The 25184-nt window shown below is 50.7% G+C and carries 6 protein-coding genes; 2 read left to right on the top strand and 4 right to left on the bottom strand.

Features of this window, described 5'->3' with window-relative positions; all coding sequences use genetic code 11:
* The first annotated feature begins 85 nt into the window (after positions 1-85).
* Together Q3F21_RS11110 and Q3F21_RS11115 are read left to right on the top strand one after the other, a co-directional pair.
* A complete protein-coding gene (locus tag Q3F21_RS11110) occupies positions 86-1300 on the top strand; it encodes an MFS transporter (RefSeq protein ID WP_340252448.1) in 1215 nt (404 codons plus the stop codon).
* A 163-nt stretch (positions 1301-1463) separates the two neighbouring features.
* Positions 1464-1883, top strand: coding sequence for an SDR family oxidoreductase (locus tag Q3F21_RS11115; RefSeq protein WP_340252450.1), 420 nt, complete (start codon positions 1464-1466; stop codon positions 1881-1883).
* A gap of 54 nt (positions 1884-1937) precedes the next feature.
* Here the strand turns inward: Q3F21_RS11115 and Q3F21_RS11120 are convergent, their stop codons facing one another.
* Genes Q3F21_RS11120 through Q3F21_RS11135 form a run of 4 tightly spaced genes read right to left on the bottom strand, consistent with a single transcriptional unit; the run spans position 1938 to position 25171 of the window.
* Complete coding sequence (locus Q3F21_RS11120; protein ID WP_340252452.1) at positions 1938-8393, bottom strand: amino acid adenylation domain-containing protein; 6456 nt, start codon at positions 8391-8393, stop codon at positions 1938-1940.
* Positions 8386-16164 (bottom strand): amino acid adenylation domain-containing protein, encoded by a 7779-nt coding sequence (locus tag Q3F21_RS11125; protein ID WP_340252454.1) that lies wholly within the window; start codon positions 16162-16164, stop codon positions 8386-8388. Before Q3F21_RS11125 ends, Q3F21_RS11120 begins: the two co-directional genes overlap by 8 nt.
* A 23-nt stretch (positions 16165-16187) precedes the next feature.
* Complete coding sequence (locus tag Q3F21_RS11130; protein WP_340252456.1) at positions 16188-23969, bottom strand: amino acid adenylation domain-containing protein; 7782 nt, start codon at positions 23967-23969, stop codon at positions 16188-16190.
* The gene (locus Q3F21_RS11135; protein ID WP_340252458.1) at positions 23966-25171 is read right to left on the bottom strand and encodes a PLP-dependent aminotransferase family protein; all 1206 of its coding nucleotides are present in this window, start codon (positions 25169-25171) and stop codon (positions 23966-23968) included. The genes Q3F21_RS11130 and Q3F21_RS11135 overlap by 4 nt, the downstream gene beginning before the upstream one ends.
* Positions 25172-25184 lie beyond the last annotated feature (13 nt).

Raw genomic sequence — 25184 nt, forward strand, 5'->3', positions numbered from 1 at the left:
ATAATTATAATGAATTATACATCATGATTTGCCGGTGATAGTATAAAAAGTGCGTACGGATGAGGGTAAGGGAGGTCCATTCAGCATGGGTTACATTCAACAAGGCACAGCTGCTTTTCGCAAATCAAACGTGGCCTTTTTTGCAGCCGGCTTCAATACGTTTGCCATTCTTTACAGCACGCAGCCATTGATGCCGGAATTCACTAAGGAATTTCACATATCACCTGCAATGGCCAGCCTGTCGCTTTCTTTGACCACCATTTCTCTGGCGATTAGCATGCTGTTGTTTGGCTCGATCTCGGAAGTATGGGGGCGCAAACGAATCATGATGATCTCCATGCTATCCGCCTCCGTCTTGTCCATTTTGACTGCATTCAGCACAACGTATGAAAGCCTGCTGGTCTTCCGGGTTATTCAGGGGTTTGCTTTAGGCGGACTTCCCTCCATCGCAATGGCCTATCTGGGAGAAGAAATGGAACCAGCCAGTCTCGGTGTAGCGATGGGACTCTACATCAGCGGAAACTCGCTTGGAGCCGTATCAGGCAGAATCATTGCTGGAATGATGACCGATATGTTCAACTGGCACGCAGCGTTGGGAACCATCAGCTTTATTAGCGTTCTGGCCAGCCTGATATTTTTTGCGAGTTTGCCCAAGTCTCAAAACTTTCACCCGCGTTCGCCGGAAATCGGCAAGCTGCTTGCCTCTCTGGTTGATCATTTGAAAAATCCTGCATTGCTTTCGCTATATGTTATTGGGTTTCTCATCCTCGGCAGCAACATTGCCTTGTTTAATTACATTGGGTATGTCCTGGCCGCTCCTCCATATTCATTCAGCCAGACACTGATAGGCTGGATTTTTATCGTATATCTCGTAGGCATGTTCAGTTCCGTTTGGATGGCAAAAATGGCAAGCAAATATGGAAAACAGAAAGTGCTTTTACTCTCTTTGCTGATTACATTGGCCGGCGTCTTCCTGACGTTGGATTCCCATGTGTGGATCAAGATATTGGGCTTGCCGATCGTGTCTTTCGGATTCTTTGGCAGCCATTCCATCGCAAGCAGCTGGGTGGGATATCGGGCTCATCACGACAAGGCGCAAGCTTCTTCGCTCTACCTTTTCTTTTACTATGGAGGTTCCAGTATCGGAGGAACGGCAGCCGGAATGTTTTGGTCTTCGCAAGGGTGGGGCGGAGTCGTCGGTATGATCGCGGGATTTTTGCTGATCGCACTTGTGCTCACGTTACTTCAAGCAAAATTGGTTACGGCCGTTCAACATAAGAAAACCATTTCCTTTAAATAAAACATCCATTGAAAAAATTCTCACCTAATGAATGAGGATTTTTTTCGTTTAAAGCCTTTTATGGTTATCTGCATGCCGACACTCCTACCGAATAGGAGAGCAACATTTTAAAAGGACTCCTGTGGCAATATGGGGGGTGAAACAAGAAGGGAGATGCTCAGAAATGCAAAAGCTGAATGGAAAAATTGCACTGGTTACAGGAGCTAGTCGAGGAATTGGCCGCGCTATCGCGATGCGCTTGGCAGAAGAAGGTGCATTGGTAGCTGTTCATTATGGGAGAAGCCGGGATGCTGCGGAAGAAGTCGTCAGGGAGATTGAGCAGAATGGAGGGTCAGCCTTTCCTCTCTGTTCGGAGCTTGGTTATGTGAAGCCTGGATTCGTTGCAACGGATATGAATGCCGCTATGGTTCAGGACCCTGCTTCACATCAATTCGGGGCTGACTATTCTATCTTTGGACGGTGGGGAGAACCGGCGGATATTGCGGATGTCGCAGCATTTCTTGCCTCTCCGGAAAGTCGGTGGATCACTGAACAGTGCATTGATGCAAGCGGGGATCGCACCTGTAATTCCACACAAAAATAACCAAGTGGCCTGCCGAGCGTTTTCGCGGCAGGCCCGCATTGGCTGAATGTAAATCTAGCTTCTCTTTTCTGTGATTTCGTCAAGCGTCACTGTGTTGCCCTGTCTTGATATCCTTTGTATTGCTGGTTTCCTGTCCGCTTTCGTTGTCAATGTTCCCAATTCTTCCGCTAAAGCGGCAATGGTTGGACTGCTAAACATGGTATTTATTGCGACATCGACGCTTGCTTTCTTGCGTATGCGAGACACCACTTGCGTAGCCAACAAAGAGTGTCCGCCCAATTCAAAGAAGTTATCGTATACCCCTACAGTCGGTAGCTGCAGCACTTCTTGCCAAATCTCGGCGAGTGTACGTTCCAGCTCTGTACGCGGAGCTACATACGCTTTTTCCCGCTGGAAATCGCCACTAGGCGCTGGCAGCGCTTTCCGATCAATTTTTTCATTGCTGGTTAACGGAAAGGCTTGCATCACGACGAATGCAGACGGAATCATATAGTCGGGAACGCGCTGCTGCATATAGGTACGGATCTCGCCCACCTGAATCGCTTCGTTCCAGACAGGAATGACATAGGCGACCAAGCGTTTGTGGCCGGGCTCATCTTCCCGGACCACGGCAACCGCCGCTAGCACAGTCGGATGCTGCGCCAATACGCTTTCAATTTCCCCAAGCTCAATGCGGAACCCGCGCAGCTTCACCTGATCATCGGCGCGGCCCGCATACTCGAGGATTCCATCCGCGCGGAATCTTACCAGGTCTCCCGTTTTGTACAGTTTTTGTCCCGGCAAAAACGGGTGATCGATAAACTTCTCGGCGGTCAGCTTCGGTAGATTCAGATAGCCCTTGGCGATCCCCACTCCGCTTACGTGAATCTCTCCAACGACTCCTACCGGCACCGGCTGGAGATGAGCGTCCAGCACATATACCTGGGTATTGCTGAGCGGGCGTCCAATCGCAGGGGCCCCCTCCCCTTGCACAGGCACTTCTGCCGAGGTGCAAATGACGCTGCATTCCGTCGGTCCATAATGATTCACGTACGCAAACGGCAATGGCTTTGCCGGGCAAATCTGCAGCCGATCCGAGCCTGTGAGAAGGACACGCAGCTTCACATCGTCCGGCCATGCTCGCTGGATTTGCTCTTCGGCAATGACAGGCGGCAGATGAATCAGCGTAATTTCTTGCTCTACTATCCATTGCTGCAGGGCATCCGGCGACAACAGCGTTTCGGTCTCCAAAAGGTATAAAGCTGCGCCTCCCGCCAAGATCGGCCATATTTCCAGCATCGACGCATCAAAGCCCATTCGCGCCACTTGTCCCCCGCGGTCTTCCGGCGTCACCTGATAACGCTCGTGATACCAGCTAACCAGATTGACCAGTCCCTTGTGCGGCACCAGCACGCCTTTGGGCTTGCCCGTCGATCCGGAGGTGTAGATGACGTAGGTAACTTGCTCCGCATCTACTTTTACCGGAAGGTTGGTACTCGGCTGCTGGGCAAGAAGCTTGTCTTCCCGATCGATCCAGATGAAGCGGACCGAGCGTGCCGAATCCTCGTCAGAAAATGCGGCAGCCATGTCTTCCTTCGTGAGCAAGAAGGAAAGAGCTGCATCCTGCAAAATCCATTTGATGCGCTCCGACGGATAACTGGGGTCCAGCGGCAGATAGACACCGCCTGCCTTGAAGACAGCGAGCTGGCAAATAATGAGCTCCAGGGAACGTTCCAGATAGACGCCTACCATCTGACCGGATCCCAAGCCTCTCTCGTACAGCAGATGCGCCAGTTGATTGGCACGCCGATTCAGCTCCCCATAAGTGAGAGCACGGCTGCCATCTACGACGGCGACAGCCTGTGGAATGTGAAGCGCCTGCTCCTCTACCCATTCATGGACGCACTTGGCGAGCGGGTACGCTCTCTCCGTCTGATTCCACCGGACAAGCATCTGCTGCTCGTCTTCCGACAGCAAGCTCATGGATGATAACGGAGCTTCCGGATGGGCCAGTATCTTTTCCAGGAGCGCCGTAAAAGATCTGATCATTCGCTGGATGGTGGCCTTTTCAAAGAGATCCGTATTGTACTCCCAGTATCCTGCTATCCGTTCATTTTCTTCCCAAACAGACAAGGTAAGATCGAATTTGGCGGCCTCCACTTCGACGTCTATGCTGCTGATCGTTAGCTCTTCCAGTTCTATAGAGCCTTCCGGCGCATTTTGCAGCGCAAAAAACACTTGAAACAATGGCGAATAGCTCGTGTCACGGGTCGGTTTTACCTCCGCTACCAGCTTCTCAAAAGGAATATCCTGATGTTCGTAGGCCTCTACCGTCATTTGTTTTACTTGTTGGAGCAGCTCGTAGAAACTGCTGGTGGGAGTAATTTTCGTTCGCAGCACTAATGTATTGACAAAAAAGCCAATGACATTTTCAATTTCTTCACGATTTCGATTGGCAATAGGTGTCCCTACAGCAATGTCATCTTGCTGGGCATAGCGAGATAAAAGCAATTGATAGGCAGCCAGCATCGTCATAAACAGGGTTGTCCCTGCCTGGTGGCTGAATGCCTTGAGTTCTTTGGAAAGCTTTTCGCTCAAGCAAAAGCCTTCTTGCCTGCCCCGGTATGTTTGGACGGCTGGCCGTGCTCGATCTGTAGGCAAGACAAGCACCGGCACATCCTTCAATTGATTCTTCCAGTAAGCCAATTGCTTCTCTAACTGCTCTCCCCGCAGCCACTCTCTTTGCCACACAGCAAAGTCGGCATATTGAATAGGCGGGGGCGAAAGCGTTGGAATGGCATCACTGCTGTATGCTTTGTACAAGCTCGTTAACTCGCGGCTAAAAATGCCCATTGACCAGCCGTCGAAAATAATATGATGCAGATTAAAGGCGAGCCAATGCCTCTGCTCATCCAACCGAATGAGTAGCGCGCGGAACAAAGGAGCCTCCGTTAAATCGAAAGGAGCCATGATCTCTTCTTGAATCCATTGGCGTGCCTTCTCTTCTTTTTCATCTAATGAAAGGGCTTCTACACTCCGTACAGACAAAGCATAGGAAGACATGGGGACGATGACCTGCACGGGCTCCCCGTCTACTTCGGCAAATTTGGTTCGCAAAGCTTCATGACGCTGGATTATCACGCTTATACTTTTTTCTAAAGCTGTTACATTCAAACTGCCGTCCAGCTGCCAAATAAAAGGCATATGGTAGGTACTGCTGTTTAGGTCTATTTGCTGGATAAACCATAGACGCTGCTGTGCATATGAAAGAAAAATATCTTGTTCTCTGGATGTTAAAGGAAGAACTTCTGCGTATTTATCTGACTGCCCGGTTTCCGCTTGCAGGTATTCTGACAAGCTTTTAAGTACAGGAAACTTGAATACAGCACTTAGCGGAATATCCACTTTTAAAATATTTCGAATCCTGGACACGACTTGCGTAGCCAACAAAGAATGCCCGCCCAATTCAAAGAAGTTATCGTATACCCCTACAGTCGGCAGCTGCAGCACTTCTTGCCATATCTCGGCCAATGTTCGTTCCAGCTCTGTACGCGGAGCTGCATACGCTTTTTCCCGCTGGAATTCGCCACTGGGCGCTGGCAGCGCTTTTCGATCAATTTTCTCATTGCTGTTTAACGGAAAGGCTTGCATCACGACGAATGCAGACGGAATCATGTAATCGGGCACGCGCTGCTGCATATAGGTGCGTATTTCACCCACCTGAATCGTTTCGTTCTCGGCCGGAATGACATAAGCAACTAGACGTTTATGACCGGGATCATCCTCCCGGACCATGGCAACCGCTGCCTGTACGGTCGGATGCTGCGCCAATACGCTTTCAATTTCCCCAAGCTCAATGCGGAACCCGCGCAGCTTCACCTGATCATCGGCGCGGCCCACATACTCGAGGATGCCATCCACGCGGAATCTTCCCAGGTCTCCCGTCTTGTACAGCTTTTGACCCGGCAAAAACGGGTGATTGATAAACTTCTCTGCGGTCAGCTCCGGACGATTCAGATAGCCCTTGGCGATCCCCACTCCGCTGACGTGAATCTCTCCCACGACTCCTACCGGCACCGGCTGGAGATGCGCATCCAGCACATACACCTGGGTATTGCTGAGCGGGCGTCCAATCGCAGGGGCCCCCTCCCCTTGCACCGGTACTTCTGCTGAGGTGCAAATGACACTGTACTCTGTCGGTCCATAGTGATTCACGTACGCAAACGGCAAGGGCTTCGCCGGGCAAGTCTGCAGGCGATCCGAGCCCGTAAGAAGGACACGCAGCTTCACATCGTCCGGCCAGTCTCGCTGGATTTGCTCTTCGGCGATGACCGGAGGCAGATGAATCAGCGTAATCTCTTGTTCCACTATCCACTGCTGCAGGGCATCCGGCGCGAGCAGCGTCTCGGTTTCGAGCAGGTACAGAGCAGCCCCTGCCGTCAAGATCGGCCATATCTCCAGCATCGACGCATCGAAGCCCATTCGCGCCACTTGTCCCCCGCGGTCTTCCGGGGTCACCCGATAACGCTCGTGATACCAGCTCACCAGGTTGACCAGGCCCTTGTGCGGCACCATCACGCCTTTTGGCTTGCCTGTCGATCCGGAGGTGTAGATGACGTAAGCCACTTGCTCCGCATCTACTTTTACTGAAAGGTTGGTAGGCGGCTGCTGGACCAGGAGAGCTTCTTCACGATCGATCCAGATGAAGCGAACCGAGCGGACCGAATCCTCTATCGAAAATGTGGCTGCCATCTCTTCCTTCGTGAGCAAGAAAGGGAGATCTGTGTCCTGCAAAATCCACTTGATCCGCTCTGACGGATAACTGGGGTCCAGCGGAAGATAGACACCGCCAGCTTTGAAGACAGCGAGCTGGCAAATAATGAGCTCCAGGGAACGCTCCAGATAGACGCCTACCATCTGTCCCGCTGCCAATCCTCGCGCGCGCAGCAAATGTGCCAGTTGATTGGCGCGCCGATTCAGCTCCCCGTAAGTGAGAGCACGGTGGCCATCTACAATCGCGATAGCCTGGGGAATTTGCAGCGCCTGCTCCTCCACCCACTCATGGACGCACTTGGCGAGCGGGTACGCTTTCTCCGTCTGATTCCACCGGGCAACCATCTGCTGCTGCTCGTCTTCCGACAGTAAGCTCATGGATGATAACGGAGCTTCCGGATGAGCCAGTATCTTTTCCAAGAGCGCTGTGAAGGAGCCGATCATTCGCTGGATGGTGGCCTTTTCAAAGAGATCCGTATTGTACTCCCAGTACCCTGCTATCCGTTCATTTTCTTCCCAAACAGATAAGGAAAGATCGAATATCGCGACATCCGCTTCGACGTCTATGCTGCTGACCGTAAGCTCTTCCAGCTCAATGGAGCCTTCCGGCGCATTTTGCAGCGCAAAAAACACTTGAAACAATGGCGAATAGCTCGTGTCACGGGTCGGTTTTACCTCCGCTACCAGCTTCTCAAAAGGAATGTCCTGATGTTCGTAGGCTTCTACCGTCATCTGTTTTACTTGTTCGAGCAGCTCGTAGAAACTGCTGGTGGGAGTAATTTTCGTTCGCAGCACTAATGTATTGACAAAAAAGCCAATGACATTTTCAATTTCTTCACGATTTCGATTGGCAATAGGTGTCCCTACAGCAATGTCATCTTGCTGGGCATAGCGAGATAAAAGCAATTGATAGGCAGCCAGCATCGTCATAAACAGGGTTGTCCCTGCCTGGTGGCTGAATGCCTTGAGTTCTTTGGAAAGCTTTTCGCTCAAGCAAAAGCCTTCTTGCCTGCCCCGGTATGTTTGGACGGCTGGCCGTGCTCGATCTGTAGGCAAGGCAAGCACCGGCACATCCTTCAATTGATTCTTCCAGTAAGCCAATTGCTTCTCTAACTGCTCTCCCCGCAGCCACTCTCTTTGCCACACAGCAAAGTCGGCATATTGAATAGGCGGGGGCGAAAGCGCTGGAATGGCATCACTGCTGTATGCTTTATACAAGCTCGTTAACTCGCGGCTAAAAATGCCCATTGACCAGCCGTCGAAAATAATATGATGCAGATTAAAGGCGAGCCAATGCCTCTGCTCATCCAACCGAATGAGTAGCGCACGGAACAAAGGAGCCTCCGTTAAATCGAAGGGAGCCATGATCTCTTCTTGAATCCATTGGCGTGCCTTCTCTTCTTTTTCATGTGGTGCAAAAGCTTCTACACTCCATACAGACAAAGCATAGGAAGACATGGGGACGATGACCTGCACGGGTTTCCCGTCCACTGCGGCAAATTTGGTGCGCAAAGCCTCATGACGCTGGATAATCGTATGGATGCTTCTTTCCAAAGCCGAAACGTTCAGATTGCCTTCCAGCTGCCAAATGAAAGGCATATGGTAGGTGCTGCTGTTTACATCTAACTGCTGGATAAACCATAGACGCTGCTGTGCATATGAACTCGAACGTTGTTTAGGCTGGGAAGAATCTTTTTTCATTAATTCTTCCAGCATTTTTCTTTTCTCAGCCATAGAGAGACCCTTCAATTTATCCATGTTCCCCTCCTTGCGCATCCAAAAGTTCCTGGAGAAGAGAGTCGATTGCATCATCTGAAAGCTCGTCAAACAGACCCGTCTTCTCATCTGCTGTATGTTTGGAAGATGCAACCTCCTGAATCATCTCTGCCAGTTCTGTAATCGTGGGACTTGCAAACAACTGTTGAAGCGTTATCGTATAATGCGAGCGAAGTCTGGAAACCACTTGTGTAGCCAACAAAGAGTGCCCGCCCAATTCAAAGAAGTTATCGTATACGCCTACAGACGGCAGCTGCAGCACTTCCTGCCAAACCTTGGCCAATGTGCGTTCTATTTCTGTGCGCGGAGCTACATACGCTTTTTCCCGCTGGAAGTCGCTACGAGGCGCCGGCAGCGCTTTTCGATCAATTTTCTCATTGCTGTTTAACGGAAAGGCTTCCATCACGACGAATGCAGACGGAATCATGTAATCAGGAACGCGCTGCTGCATATAGGTGCGTATTTCGCCCACCTGAATCGTTTCGTTCCCGGTAGGAATGACATAGGCGACCAAGCGTTTGTGGCCGGGCTCATCCTCCCGGACCATAGCAACGGCTGCCTGTACGATCGGATGCTGCGCCAATACGCTTTCAATTTCCCCAAGCTCGATGCGGAACCCGCGCAGCTTCACCTGATCATCGGCGCGGCCCACATACTCGAGGGTTCCATCCGCTCGGAATCTTCCCAGGTCTCCCGTTTTATACAGCTTTTGTCCCGGCAAAAACGGATGATCGATAAATTTCTCTGCCGTCAGCTCCGGACGATTCAGATAGCCTTTGGCGATCCCCACTCCGCTGACGTGGATTTCTCCGATAACTCCTACTGGTACTGGTCGGAGATGCGCATCCAGCACATACACCTGGGTATTGCTGAGCGGACGTCCAATCGCAGGGGCCCCCTCCCCTTGCACCGGCACTTCTACGGAGGTGCAAATGACACTGTATTCCGTCGGCCCATAGTGATTCACGTACGCAAACGGCAAGGGCTTCGCCGGGCAAGTCTGCAGGCGATCCGAGCCTGTGAGCAGGACCCGAAGCTTCACATCGTCCGGCCAAGTGCGCTTGATTTGTTCCTCGGCGATGACCGGAGGCAAATGAATCAGCGTAATCTCTTGTTCCACTATCCATTGCTGCAGCGCATCCGGCGCGAGCAGCGTCTCGGTTTCGAGCAGGTACAGAGCAGCTCCTGCCGCCAAGATCGGCCATATCTCCAGCATCGACGCATCAAAGCCCATCCGCGCCACTTGTCCCCCGCGGTCTTCCGGAGTCACCCGATAACGCTCGTGATACCAGCTAACCAGGTTGACCAGGCCCTTGTGTGGCACTAGCACGCCTTTGGGCTTGCCCGTCGATCCGGAGGTGTAGATGACGTAAGCCACTTGCTCTACGTCCACTTTTACCGGAAGGTTGGTACGCGGCTGCTGGGCCAGAAGGGCCTCTTCTCGATCAATCCAGATAGAGTAGACCGAATCCTCGACAGAAAATGCGGTAGCCATGTCTTCTTTCGTGATTAAGAAGGAAAGGGCTGTGTCCTGCAAAATCCACTTAATGCGCTCCGACGGATAGCTGGGGTCCAGCGGCAAATAGACACCGCCTGCCTTGAAGACAGCGAGCTGGCAAATAATCAGCTCCAGGGAACGCTCCAGATACACGCCTACCATCTGCCCGGATCCTAACCCTCGCTCACGCAGCAAATGTGCTAGTTGATTGGCACGCTGGTTTACTTCTTCGTAGGTGAGAGTACGGTGGCCATCCACAACCGCGACAGCCTGGGGGATTTGCAGCGCTTGCTCTTCCACCCACTCATGCACGCACTTGGCGAGCGGGTACGCTTTCTCCGTCTGGTTCCACCGGGCAACCATCTGCTGCTGCTCGTCTTCTGACAGAAGATTGATTTCAGACAGTGTCCTCTCTGGCGATGTGAGTGTTTCCTCTAGTACGTTTTGGAAATAGCGGGCCAGCCGGGCAACGGTTTCTTCTTCAAATCGACGCCCATCATAGCTAAAATGAATACGCAGCTGCCCTCCTGGCTCAACGGCAATGGTTAGCGGGAAGTTCGTTCGCTCGATGGCATCTATCGGTTCGACACGCAGATCATCAGTAATATTCCAAATCTTTTCGTCCTGCGGGTAGTTCTCGAAAACCAGAATGCTTTCAAACATTTTCAAATGATGGGGTACTTCGCTCCATTTTTGTACGTTGGACAAGGAGCAATACTCGTATTGCCGGAGCTCCAGATGCTGTTCCTGTATGTCTTTCATAAAATCGGTCACACTCGCTGACGGTATGACCCGGATTCGTAATGGCAGGGTGTTGATGAACAAGCCTACCATGGATTCCACACCCTCCAGGTCTACCGGTCTGCCAGACACCGTTGTCCCAAACAAAACATCTGCTTCTCCGCTCAGACGACTCAAAAGCAAAGCCCAAACGCCTTGCATCCACGTACTCACCGTGAGCTGTTTTTCTTTCGCCAATTGTTTCAGTCTCTCTGTACTTTCCATGGAAAGCTGAATACGCTTTTCGCCGTAACCCGCACTTGCGGTATGATCCTTTCGATCCAACCCAAGCGGAGTAGGCACTTCAAACCCTTGCAAATACTGCTTCCAGAATACCTCCGCAGCCTCCTGGTCCTGCTGCTGCAGCCAGAGAATATAGTCTTGATAGGAACGGGGAGAGTCGATCTCCACTGCTTCGCCTTTGCAAAGGCTGTGGTAAAACGCGATGAGATCCTGAAACACAAGTCCCAAAGACCATCCATCTAAGATCGCATGATGGGAGCTCCAAATCATTTGATACAGATCGTCCCGTTTTCGAATCATCGTGACGCGCATCAACGGCGCTTCCGCAAATGAAAAACCTTTTTCACGGTCCTGCTCCAGAAATAACGCCAATTCCTTCTGATACTCTTGTTCAGAGAGTGCTGTCCAGTCCAATGCGTTCCAAGGAAGCTCTACGTTCTTCCACACCAATTGGACAGTTTTACGCAACTGATCATCATAGAAAGAACTACGTAAAATCGTATGGCGCAGTACAACATAGTCCCATGCTTGTCTCCATGCAGACACATGCAGCTTTCCGGTAAGGGTGTAAATTCCTTGCACGAAATACAAACGAGAGTCTGGAGTAAAGCTGCTCTCAAACAACAATCCCTCTTGCAGGAAGGTTACCCCACTGATATTCTCAATTTTTTTCCCCGTGGATTCCGCGAACCTTTGAATGTTTTGCAGTTCAAATTGATTCAGATTCGCTGCCGGAAAATCGGAGGGAGTAAATCCCTGTACGCCCGGAGACGTACAATACTGGATCCATTCACGAAGCGACTGAACAAAATCATCGGCAAGTCGCTGAATCGTTCCTTCTGCATGGCAATGTTGACTATACTCAAAATGGACCTCCAAGCTGTCATCGACAACCTGTCCATAAATGTCCAGTAAGTGATCTCGTTTTCCTTCACCATGCAAAGACTCTCCAGCAGACTCCACAGACATGGTGAACGTCTGGTCCTGCTGGCTGTCTTGTTGGAATTGTCCCAGGTAGTTAAAAGAAATTTGCGGTTGTGCCGCAGAAGACAACATCTCCGCTGTTTCCTTGTCATCGTGTAAATATCTCATCAACCCATAGCCAATGCCGCGTTTCGGGATTTTACGGAGCTTCTCTTTCACTGCTTTGAGCAGCTCCCCGTTTTGAATCGGACGCTGGTAGATCCCCTCCAGCAGTACCGGAAAGACAGTGGTAAACCACCCGACTGTGCGTGTAATATCCACGCCCTCGATGATCTCTTCGCGTCCATGCCCCTCCAGATTGATCCGCACCAGCTTATTCCCTGTCCACAACACATACGCTTCGGCTAAAGCGGTGAGCAGAACGTCATTGATCTGTGTATGGTAAGCTTTGGGGACATCTTGCAGCAACGCGCGCGTTTCTTCCCGCGTGAGAGACACGGTTACTTTCGCAGCAGACCCATCCGTATTGTCTCCCGTCTGATGGTCAACGGGGAGCGCAGGCGCAGGAACGAGCGCTTCCTGCTTCCAGTACTCCCACTCTTTCCGAAGCTCCTGGGTTTGCCCATAAGCCGAAAGCTTGTTGGCCCACTCTTGGAAAGAGCTCGTTTTGGGCATGAGCTGAACAGGCTGTCCATGCTCCAGCTGCTCGTACGCCGTCGTGAAGTCTTCCAGCAAAATCCGCCATGAAACCCCGTCCACGACCAGATGATGCACGACGATCAGCAAGCGGTCTGTTTTTCCCGGTCCCCGATGAAAATACGCCGCTCGCACAAGGGGGCCTTTGTGCAGGTCAAGGCTTGCCTGCACCTGATTGGCTATGCTTTCCATGGCCGATTCTTGCTCATCTTCCGATAGTCCCGCCAGATTTTCCTCTTGAAAGGGACCCTCCGAATCTATCGTGTCATACCACTGTCTCCACCCGTTGGTCGTCTGTTCATAACGCAACCGCAAGGCATCATGATGCAAAACGAGTTGGCGAAGAGACTCTTTTACCCAATCAAGATTGACCGGAGAGTGTACTTCCAGCAGCATGGGCATGTTCCAGTGATGGGGATTGGGCAGGTTTTGGTCGAAAAACCATCGTTGAATAGGAGTTAACCGCACCTCTCCTGTAGCCGCTCCTTGATCAGCCACAATCCCGTCTTCCTTGACAACTTTCGACAAAGCGGCGATCGTCGGATTCTGGAACAGCTGTTTGGGCGTCAAGCGCAAATCATGTTGGTGTACACGCGACACGATTTGTATGCTGAGAATCGAGTCTCCGCCCAATTCAAAGAAGTTATCGTGTATCCCTACGAATGGTATTTTCAACACTTCTTGCCAAATCTCGGCCAACGTGCGTTCTAATTCTGTTCGCGGGGCCACATACGCTTTTTCTCGTTGGAACTCGCCACTCGGCGCCGGCAGTGCTTTCCGATCAATTTTTTCATTGCTGTTTAATGGAAATGCCTCCATCACTACGAATGCAGACGGAATCATATAGTCGGGAACGCGCTTCTGCAAATAAGCACGGATTTCGGCAGCGTCAAACGCTTCGCTTTTGCGAGGAATGACATAAGCGACCAAGCGTTTGTGGCCGGCCTCATCCTCCCGAACCATGGCAACCGCTGCCTGCACGGTCGGATGCTGTGCCAATACACTTTCAATCTCCCCAAGTTCAATACGGAACCCGCGCAGCTTTACCTGATCATCGGCGCGGCCCACATACTCGAGGGTTCCATCCGCTTGGAATCTTCCCAGGTCTCCCGTTTTATACAGCTTTTGTCCCGGTAAAAACGGATGATCGATAAATTTCTCAGCGGTCAGCTCCGGACGATTCAGATAGCCCTTGGCGATCCCCACTCCGCTTACGTGGATTTCTCCGATTACTCCCGCTGGCACCGGCCGGAGATGGGCATCCAGCACATACACCTGGGTGTTGCTGAGCGGGCGTCCAATCGCAGGGGCCCCCTCCCCTTGCACAGGCACTTCTACGGAGGTGCAAATGACACTGTATTCCGTCGGTCCATAGTGATTCACGTAAGCAAATGGCAAGGGCTTCGCCGGGCAAGTCTGCAGCCGATCCGAGCCTGTGAGCAGCACACGCAGCTTCACATCGTCCGGCCATGCTCGCTTGATTTGCTCTTCGGCAATGACAGGCGGCAAATGAATTAGCCTAATCTCTTGTTCCACTATCCATTGCTGCAGCGCATCCGGCGACAGCAGCGTCTCGGTCTCCAAAAGGCATAAAGCAGCCCCTGCCGTCAAGATCGGCCATATCTCCAGCATTGACGCATCAAAGCCCATTCGCGCCACTTGTCCCCCGCGATCTTTCGGGGTCACTTGATAACGCTCGTGATACCAGCTGATCAGGTTGACCAGGCCCTTGTGCGGCACCAGCACGCCTTTGGGCTTGCCTGTCGATCCGGAGGTGTAGATGATGTAAGCCACTTGCTCCGCGTCTACTTTTACCGAAAGGTTGGTACTCGGCTGCTGGGCCAGAAGGTCTTCTTCTCGATCCATCCAGATAGAGCAGACCGATTCCTCAACTGAGAATGCTGGAGCCATGTCCTCCTTCGTGATCAGGAAGGAAAGGGCTGTGTCCTGCAAAATCCACTTGATGCGCTCTGACGGATAACTGGGGTCCAGCGGCAGATAGGCACCGCCTGCCTTAAAGACAGCGAGCTGGCAAATAATGAGCTCCAAAGAACGCTCCAAGTACACACCTACCATCTGCCCGGATACCAGACCTCTCTCTCGCAACAAATGTGCCAGTTGATTGGCGCGCCGATTCAGCTCCCCGTAAGTGAAAGCACGGCGGCCATCTACAACCGCGACAGCCTGGGGGATTTGCAGCGCCTGCTCTTCCACCCACTCATGCACGCACTTGGCGAGCGGGTACGCTTTCTCCGTCTGGTTCCACCGGGCAAGCATCTGCTGCTGCTCGTCTTCTGACAGAAGATTGATTTCAGACAATGTCCTCTCGGGCGATGTGAGTGTTTCCTCCAACGCGTTTTGGAAATAGCGAGCCAGTCGAGCAATCGTTACTTCGTCAAAGCGACGCCCATCATAGCTAAAATAAATGAGCAGCTGCTTCCCTGGCTCAACAGCTATGGTGAGCGGGAAATCCGTTCGCTCGATGGCATCCATTGGCTCAATACGCAAGCTATCTGTAATATTCCAAATATCTTCATCCAGCGGGTAGTTCTCGAAAACCAGAATGCTTTCAAACATTTTCAAATGCTGGGGGATCTCGCTCCATTTTTGTACGCTGGACAAGGAGCTATACTCGTATTGACGGAGCTCCAGATGCTGTTCCTGTATGCCTTTCATAAACTCGATCACGCTGGATGACGGCACGACCCGGATTCGCAGCGGCAGGGTGTTGATGAACAGGCCTACCATCGACTCCACGCCTTCTAGGTCTGCCGGTCTGCCAGACACTGTTGTCCCAAACAAAACATCCGCTTCTCCGCTCAGACGACTCAAAAGCAAAGCCCAAATGCCTTGCATCCATGTACTCACCGTGAGCTGTTTTTCTTTCGCCACATGTTTCAATCTCTCTGTACTCTCCGTGGAAAGCTGAATATACTGCTCGCCGTAACCAGCACTTGCCGTTTGATCCTTTCGATCCAATCCAAGCGGGGTAGGCACTTCAAATCCTTGCAAATACCGCTTCCAGAATACCTCCGCAGCCTCCTGATCCTGCTGCTGCAGCCAGAGAATGTAGTCCTGATAGGATCGAGGAGGGTCGATCTCCACTGCTTCGCCTTTGCAAAGGCTGCGGTAAAACGCGATAAGATCCTGAAACACAAGACCTACAGACCATCCGTCCATGGTCGCATGATGGGAGCTCCAAATCATTTGATACAGGTCGTCCCGTTTTCGAATCATCGTGATGCGCATTAGCGGCGCTTCCGTAAACAGAAAACCTTTTTCATGATCTTCTTTCAGGAGAAAAGCAAACTTCTCACGATATTTGCTTTCACTTACATGGCGCCAATCATATTCATCCCAAGGGATACTTACGTGGTCGTATACCACTTGGAACATTTTCTCCAAGCCTTCCCAATAAAACGCTGTCCTCAGCACATCGTACTTTTTTACGACATATTCCCATGCGCGCTTCCAGTTCGTAATGTCCAAGTTACCTGTAATCTCATAGCAAAACTGTTCAATATAAATACCTGCTTCAGCATCAAACTGCGTTTCAAAGAACATCCCTTGTTGGAGGGGCGACAACTCAAAAATATTAATCGCTTGGCTCAACCATCAGACCTCGCCTTCGTCATTTACTTTTTCTGCAGGAGACTCAGCAGCTTGTTCAAATCGGATTGATTGATATTCGCTGCCGGGAAATCGGAGGGAGTAAATCCCTGGACGCCTGGAGACGTGCAATGCTGGATCCATTCACGAAGCGCCTTGGCAAACTCATCGGCCAATCGCTTCACCGTTCCCTCCGCATGGCAATGCTGACTATATTCAAAGTGAATCTCCAGTCTGTCATCGACAACCTGTCCATAGATGTCCAATAAGTAGCTTCGTTTACCTTCGCTATGCAGGAATTCTCCAGCGGACTCCACAGACATGGTGAACGTCTGATCCTGCCGATTGTCTTGATGGAATTGTCCCAGGTAGTTAAAAGAAATTTGCGGTTGTGCCGCCGAGGACAACATCTTCGCTATTTCCTTGTCATCGTGCAAATACCTCATCAGGCCATAGCCAATGCCGCGTTTCGGAATTTGACGGAGCTTCTCTTTCACTGCTTTGAGCAGCTCCCCGTTTTGAATCGGACGTTGGTAGGTCCCCTCCAACAGCACCGGAAAGACAGTAGTAAACCATCCGACGGTACGGGTAATATCCACGCCCTCGATGATCTCTTCGCGGCCATGCCCCTCCAGATTGATCCGCAGCAGCTTATTCCCTGACCACACCACATACGCTTCGGCCAAAGCCGTGAGCAGGATGTCATTGATTTGTGTATGGTAAGCCTTGGGAACATCTTGCAGCAGCGCGCGCGTTTCTTCCCTCGTGAGAGAGACGGTTACTTTCGCAGCCGACCCGTCCGTATTGTCTCCCGTCTGATGGTCGACCGGGAGCGCAAGCACAGAAACGAGCGCTTCCTGCTTCCAGTACGTCCACTCTTTCTTCAGCTCCTGGGTTTGCGCATAAGAAGCAAGTCGGTTGGCCCACTCTTGAAAGGAGCTCGTTTTCGGCAACAGCTGAACAGGCTGTCCTTGCTCCAGCTGCTTGTACGCCGTCGTGAAGTCTTCCAGCAAAATCCGCCACGAAACTCCGTCCACGACCAGATGATGCACGACGATCAACAAGCGGTCTGTTTTTCCCGGTCCCCGATGAAAATACACCGCGCGTACAAGGGGGCCTTTGTGCAGATCGAGGCTTGCCTGCACCTGATTGGCTATGCCTTCCATTGTTGATACCTGCTCATCTTCCGATAGTCCCGCCAGATTCTCCTCTTGCAAGGGAACGTCTGGAGGTGCAGTGTCATACCATTGTCTCCACCCGTTGATCGTCTGTTCATAACGCAACCGCAAGGCATCATGATGCAAAACGAGGTGGCGGAGCGCCTCCTTTACCCAATCGAGGTTTATCGGTTGATGTACATCCAGCAGCATCGGCATGTTCCAATGATGGGGATTCGGCAGGCTTTGATCAAAGAACCATCGTTGTATAGGAGTTAGCCGCACTTCTCCCGTAGCCGCTCCTTGATCAGACACAACCCTGTCTTCCTTGACCACCTTCGCCAAAGCGGCAATCGTCAGATTCTGGAACAACTGTTTAGGCGTCAAGCGCAAATCATGTCGGTGTGCACGCGACACGATTTGAATGCTGAGAATCGAGTCTCCGCCCAATTCAAAGAAGTTATCGTATACGCCCACAGATGGTATCTGCAGCACTTCTTGCCAAATGCCAGCCAACGTGCGTTCCAGCTCTGTGCGCGGAGCTGCATACGCTTTTTCCTGCCGGGATTCTTCGACAGGTGCCGGCAGCGCTTTCCGATCAATTTTTTCGTTGCTGTTTAACGGAAATGCTTCCATGGCGACGAATGCAGACGGAATCATGTATTCAGGAACGCGCTGCTGCAAATAGGCACGCAGCTCATCAGCCTGAAATTTGTCTTTGTCGAGAGGAATGACATAAGCAACCAAGCGTTTGTGGCCGGGCTCATCCTCCCGGACCATGGCAGCCGCTGCCTGCACGGTCGGATGCTGCACCAATACACTTTCAACTTCTCCAAGCTGTATCCGGAACCCGCGCAGCTTCACCTGATCATCGGCGCGGCCCACAAACTCAAGGGTTCCATCCGCCTGGAGTCTTCCCAGGTCTCCCGTCTTGTACAGCTTTTGTCCCGGCAAAAATGGGTGATCGATAAACTTCTCTGCCGTCAGCTCCGGTCGATTCAGATAGCCCTTGGCGATTCCCGCTCCGCTTACGTGAATCTCGCCGACGACTCCTGCTGGCACTGGCCGGAGATGCGCATCCAGTACATAAACCTGGGTGTTGCTGATCGGACGTCCAATCGCAGGGACTCCTTCCCCTTGCACAGGCACTTCTGCCGAGGTGCAAATGACGCTGTACTCCGTTGGTCCGTAGTGATTCACGCAGGCAAACGGCAATGGCTTCGCCGGGCAAGTCTGCAGACGATCCGAAACCGTGAGCAGAACACGCAGTTTCACAGTGTCCGGCCATGCTCGCTGGATTTGCTCTTCAGCGATGACCGGAGGCAGATGAATCAGCGTAATCTCTTGCTCCACCAGCCATTGCTGCAAGGCATCCGGCGCAAGCAGCGTCTCGGTTTCGAGCAGGTACAGAGCAGCCCCTGCCGTCAAGATCGGCCATATCTCCAGCATCGACGCATCGAAGCCCATCCGCGCCACTTGCCCCCCACGGTCTTCCGGAGTGACCCGATAACGCTCGTGATACCAGCTAACCAGGTTGATCAGGCCCTTGTGCGGCATTAGTACGCCGTTGGGCTTGCCGGTCGGCCCGGAGGTGTAGATGATATAGGCGACTTGCTCTGCATCTACTTTTTCTGGCGGATTGGTACTCGGCTGCTGGGCCAAAAGGGCCTCTTCCCGATCGATCCAGATGGTATGGACTGTATCCTCTACTGAAATTGCGGCAGCCATGTCTTCCTTCGTGAGCAAAAAGGGAAGGTCCGCATCCTGCAGAATCCACTCGATGCGCTCTGACGAATAGCTTTGGTCCAGCGGCAAATAGACACCGCCTGCCTTAAAGACAGCGAGCTGGCAAATAATGAGCTCCAGGGAACGCTCAAGATAGACGCCTACCACCTGTCCTGCTGCCAATCCTCGCGTGCGCAGCAGATGTGCCAGTTGATTGGCGCGCTGGTTTAATTCTTCATAGGCGAGAGCACGATGACCATCTACAACCGCGACAGCCTGGGGGATTTGCAACGCCTGCTCTTCTACCCACTCATGGACGCACTTGGCAAGCGGGTACGCTTTCTCCGTCTGGTTCCACCGGGCGAGCATCTGCTGTTTTTCGTCTTCTGGCAGAATGCTGATTTCAGACAATGCCCTCTCGGGAGACGTGAGTGTTTCCTCCAAGGCGTTTTGGAAATAGCGAACCAGCCTAGCAATTGTTTCCTCGTCGAAGTGACGCCCATCGTAGCTCATATGAATGCGCAGCCGCTCCCCTGGCTCTACAGCCATGGATAACGGGAAGCTCGTACGCTCGATCGAGTTCGTAGAAACAATCGCAAAAAGGTCCTGATCGCCATGTTCCATTAAGTCGACAGGCATATTCTGGAATACCAGGATGCTGTCAAACAGTGACATGCTGCCCGAATCTCTACCCCATTTTGGTATTTCAGAGAGTGATACATAGTCATACTCGCGGACCTCAAGAAAAGCCATTTGTATCTCTAACAGCCATTCCATCACTGTTTGATCCCTGCGGATCGACACTCGGAATGGCAGTGTATTAATCAAAAGCCCCACCATTTGTTCCGAATCCTGCAATTCTGTAGGACGCACAGAGACTGTCGTACCGAACATGACCTCTGGTTCGCTTGTAAATTGACTCAAGCAAAGTGCCCAGGCTCCTTGAACACACGTATTCATAGTGACCTGATTTTCTTTTGCAAAGAGATAGAGCTGGTCGGTGGCTTCCTTTGAAAGCCTTACCTTATAGTCTCTATATCTTTCTGAAAGACTTGCCACCGGTTTTAGCTCAGAATTTATAATGTTTGCCCCTTCAAATCCTTTTACATATTGTCTCCAGAAGAGCTCGGCTTGGTCATAATCTTGTTTCTGCAGCCACACCATATAATCTTGGAACGAGTTACTAGCCGGTCCCAAACTGAATTCTTGATTGTTTACCAGATGCTTGTAGGAAGTAAAGAGATCTTGCAAGACGAGGTGCAGGGACCAGCCATCCAAAATGATATGGTGTGAGCATACGATCATCTTGTAAAAATCGTCTTTTTGCTGCAAGAAAGCGATTCGAAGCAGGGGTGGCTCTTCAAATGAAAAACCTTCCTTGCAATCTCGTTCAAGCAAGAGTTCCATTTCATGTTGAAACTCTTCATCGGAAAGACTCCGCCAATCGTAGACTTGAACAGGCAGCTGCGTGCTTTTAAACACTACCTGTATGGGCTTGTCAAACTCTTTCCAGAAGAATGCACTGCGAAGTACGGGGTGTTTTTGGAAGACAGCCGTCCACGCTTTGGTCCACAAGGTCGGGTTAAAATCCCCCTGCAAATCACAACAAAAATGCTCCATATACATACCTGGTTCCGATTCAAATCGGCTTTCAAACAATAGACCCTGCTGCAGTGGTGTGAGACCATATATCTGGTCAAACTCTTTGGCAGAAATCATATTCAACAATTGGTCCAGCTCAGATTGAGTAAGATTCGCTGTAGGAAAATCAGAGGGAGTGTAACGTTTTTGTTCCAAATGAATGCAATGCTCAATCCAATCACGGATCGAAGCAAGAAAGCTATTGGCGAAATGGAGAATAGTAGAGGTGTTATGTACATTTTGACTATACTCAAAAACAATCTCTAACTGCTCATTTATAATCAGCCCATTCATGTAAAGAAGATGGTCTCTCGTACCATTCGCATCAAACTCAGATCCAATCTGATCGGAAAGAATCGTTAATAACTGTTCTTTTTGGAATACATTATCGAATTGCCCCAGATAGTTAAAGGTAATTTGCGGTTTTTCCGCGGATAACAGTATCTCCGCTATTTCCTGATCATCCTGTAAATATCTCATCAGCCCATAGCCAATGCCGCGCTTCGGAATTTGACGGAGCTTCTCTTTCACTGCTTTGAGCAGCTCCCCGTTTTGAATCGGACGCTGGTAGGTCCCTTCCAGCAGCACCGGAAAGACAGTGGTAAACCATCCAACGGTACGGGTAATATCCACGCCCTCGATAATCTCTTCGCGGCCATGCCCCTCCAGATTGATCCGCAGCCGCTCATTCCCTGACCACAGCACATACGCTTCGGCCAAAGCGGTGAGCAGGATGTCATTGATTTGTGTATGGTAAGCCTTGGGGACATCTTGCAGCAGCGCGCGCGTTTCTTCCCTCGTGAGAGAGACGGTTACTTTCGCAGCCGACCCGTCCGTATTGTCTCCCGTCTGATGATCGACCGGGAGCGCAGGCACAGGAACGAGCGACTCCTGCTTCCAGTACTCCCATTCTTTCTTCAGCTCCTGGGTTTGCGCATAGGCAGAAAGCCGGTTGGCCCACTCTTGAAAGGAGCTCGTTTTTGGCAAAAGCTGAACAGGCTGTCCCTGCTCCAGCTGCTCGTACGCCGTTGTGAAGTCTTCCAGCAAAATCCGCCAAGAGACCCCGTCGATAACCAGATGATGCACGACGATCAGCAAGCGGTCTGTTTTTCCCGGTCCCCGATGAAAATACACCGCGCGCGCAATCGGTCCCTTGTTCAGGTCAAGGCTTGCCTGCACCTGATTGGCTATGCTTTCCATGGCCGATACTTGCTCATCTTCCGATAGCTCCGCCAGATTCTCCTCTTGAAAGGGGAATTCCGGTTGTGCCGGATCGTACCACTGTCTCCAGCCGCTTGTCGTCTGTTCATAACGCAACCGTAAGGCATCATGATGCAAAACGAGGTGGCGGAGCGCCTCTTTTACCCACTCAAGATAGACCGGAGGGTGTACTTCTACCAGCATGGGCATGTTCCAATGATGGGGATTCGGCAAGCTTTGGTCGAAAAACCATCGTTGAATGGGAGTTAGCCGCACCTCACCTGTAGCCACTCCTTGATCAGACACAACCCTGTCTTCCTTGACCACCTTCGCTAAAGTGGCAATCGTCGGATTCTGGAACAGCTGATTTGCCGTAAAAATCATTTTTCGCTGGCGCGATTTGGCGATCATTTGGAAGCAGAGGATCGAATCCCCGCCCAGCTCAAAAAAGTTATCATAGATTCCAATCGATTCTGCTCTAAGCACCTCTTTCCATATTTCTACCAGTTCTTTTTCGATTGCCGTTCTAGGTTGCTGATAGTCTGCCTTTTCGGTGGAAGGTCCAGCTAAATCGAGTAATTTGCGACGGTCTATTTTACCGTGTGTCGTAAGGGGCAGGGATTCCACAATAAGATAAGCAGCAGGGATCATATAGTCTGGCAGTTTCTGCTTTATATCCGTTTTTACGGTTTCCAGCTGGAACGCTTCCCTATCGACAGGTACAACAGCGGCAACGAGTTTTTTCATGCCATTCGGTTGTTCTTTCGTAAACAACGCCGCGTTTTGAATAGATGGATGGCTTTGCAGGATCGATTCGATTTCTTCCAGTTCTACGCGAAAGCCTCGCAGCTTTACTTGATGGTCCAGGCGGCCCAGGAATTCAAGATTTCCATCCGGGTGCACCTTGACTAGATCGCCTGTTTTATACAGCCTTTCCTGTTTATCAGTTGGGTGCTGAATAAATTTGCTTGCTGTGAGCTCTGGCTGATTAAAGTATCCTAACCCTACTCCTGCACCGCCTATATACAACTCCCCTGTTTCTCCTTCAGAAACGGGTTTTACATGCTCATCGAACACGTACGTATGCACATTGCGAATGGGTCGGCCGATGAACAGTTGGTTCATCTCATTTTCTTCGTGGTAGAGAGTAGAAATGATCGTCGTCTCCGTAGGCCCATACGTATTGATCCATTTTGTATTCCCCGAAACCTCTCTCCATTTTTTGTAATGCTTCAATGATGCCTTTTCTCCGCCAATGACAACTAACCGAAGACAAGCAAGCATAGAAGCATTTTCTGAGGATAAAACATCCACCCATGCATGCCAAAGTGATGTTGGCAGATTGGCGACTGTAATGCGATTTTCATACAGCCATTCGGTCAACGTATAATCTGTCTGTAGAAAGACATCGGGCCAGAGTACCAAGGTAGCGCCTGAAAGCAGAGTCGGGAATATCTCCTCTACAGATATATCAAAGCTCATCGAAGAGAGCTGCATGACGCGATCTTCTGTGTTCAGCTCATATTCTTCGATCACAGCCAAGTGGTGATTGATCAGGTTCTCATGACTAATCATGACACCTTTTGGATTACCGGTCGTACCGGAAGTGTACATGATATAGGCCATCTGCTTTTCAGCAACTACACTTTCCGGATTTCCCCTGCTATAACCGGAAAGGACCTCATCGATTTGATCCAGACAGATGACCGTCATGTTCTGTCCCCGAAAGCGATCTGCATACTTGCTATGCGTGATCACAAATGGCAGCTGTGCATCATTAATCAGGTAATCGATTCGACTTTTCGGATAGCCCGGATCAATGGGGAGATAGGCTGACCCTGCTTTATATATGGCTAAAAAGCTTATGATCATATCGATAGAGCGATCCATTGATAGGCCAACGATCGTATTCGCAGCCCCTTGATCAACCAAATAGCGGGCAAGTTGATTTACCCGCTCATTCAACTCTTTATAAGATAACTGAGACTCATTGTGTACGACGGCAATGGCATCTCCTGATTTACTCGCTTGCTGCTCAAAAAGGTGATGGACACCCAAGCAGCTCTGCGTGTGAACCATACTCATGATACTGTCACCCCGTGTTTTTGTTTTATCAGGTTTGCAAGACGACGGATCCCGCTCTGAATTTGATCGTGATCATTGTAAGAAAAATTCAATCTCATCGAATTCTTGTCGTCAGCTTTGGCAATGACCGAAAAAGATTCACCTGGGAGATAGGCTACTTGAGCACAATCTATGGATTCCTTAAAAAGTTGAGTGGTATTGATTTCAGGAGAAAGCTTCAACCAAACAAACATTCCGTTCCCCGGAGTTTCCCAGGAACCGAAAGAGCCCAGATGCTCCTCTAAAGCATTGATCATTGTATTTCTCCGCTCACGGTACTCCGTGCACAGAAGCTGAATATGAGATTGCAGATATCCCTTGTCAATAAACCTTGTCACGAGCTGCTGAGAGAACGAAGTCGTGTTGATGTCGTTCGCCTCTTTGATGATCGCCAATTTCTCCACGAGCCAAAGCGGTGCTACGACCCATCCCATCCTTACGCCAGGGGCTAATATCTTTGAAAAAGAACCGACGTATAAAACCCAATCTTGATCAAATGAAACCAATGGCGGCAAATTCGCTTGTTCGTAATGTAAAAACCCGTATGGGTCATCTTCAATGATTGGCACATGGTAATGACTTGCCAACGAGACTAATTTTTTTCTTTTCTCCAGTGTTAAGTTGTAACCGAGAGGATTATGTCCGTTGGGGATGCAATAAATAAAGGAAGGACGCACCCCTTTTCTCAATAGATCTTCTACGGCATCAACGTCCATTCCATGAACAGGATCTGTCGGTACCGTGACGATCTTCGGTTTAAACGGTTCCAGCAGTTGTTGAAAACCTGTATAAATCGTTTCTTCTATCAGTACTGTATCTCCGGAATCGATTAATAAACGCACTAACAATTGAATCCCCTGTTGGGCGCCTGAGGTCAAGAAAACATTCTCTTCGGCCACATCAGCACCTCTTAGAGACATTAATTGTGAAATATGCGTTTTTAAGGCCCCAGAAGAGGGGCCGTATTGAAGAACGTTTTGACTTTCCTGCAACATTTCAGTGGAAATCTCAGCAAGCAGTTTATTCGGAAACAGATTGGGATTCGGTAGTCCCAGTCCAAACAGAGTAAGATTCGGTTTCGCTGATAGACTTAACATTTCTTGCATCGATGAAGTTTTCGTCGTTCGCGCCCAGCTTGCCAACGGATAATCAAATTTGGACATATCCCTTCCCTCG

The organism is Brevibacillus borstelensis (genome assembly GCF_037834415.1).
Classification (GTDB): Bacteria; Bacillota; Bacilli; order Brevibacillales; family Brevibacillaceae; genus Brevibacillus; species Brevibacillus borstelensis_A.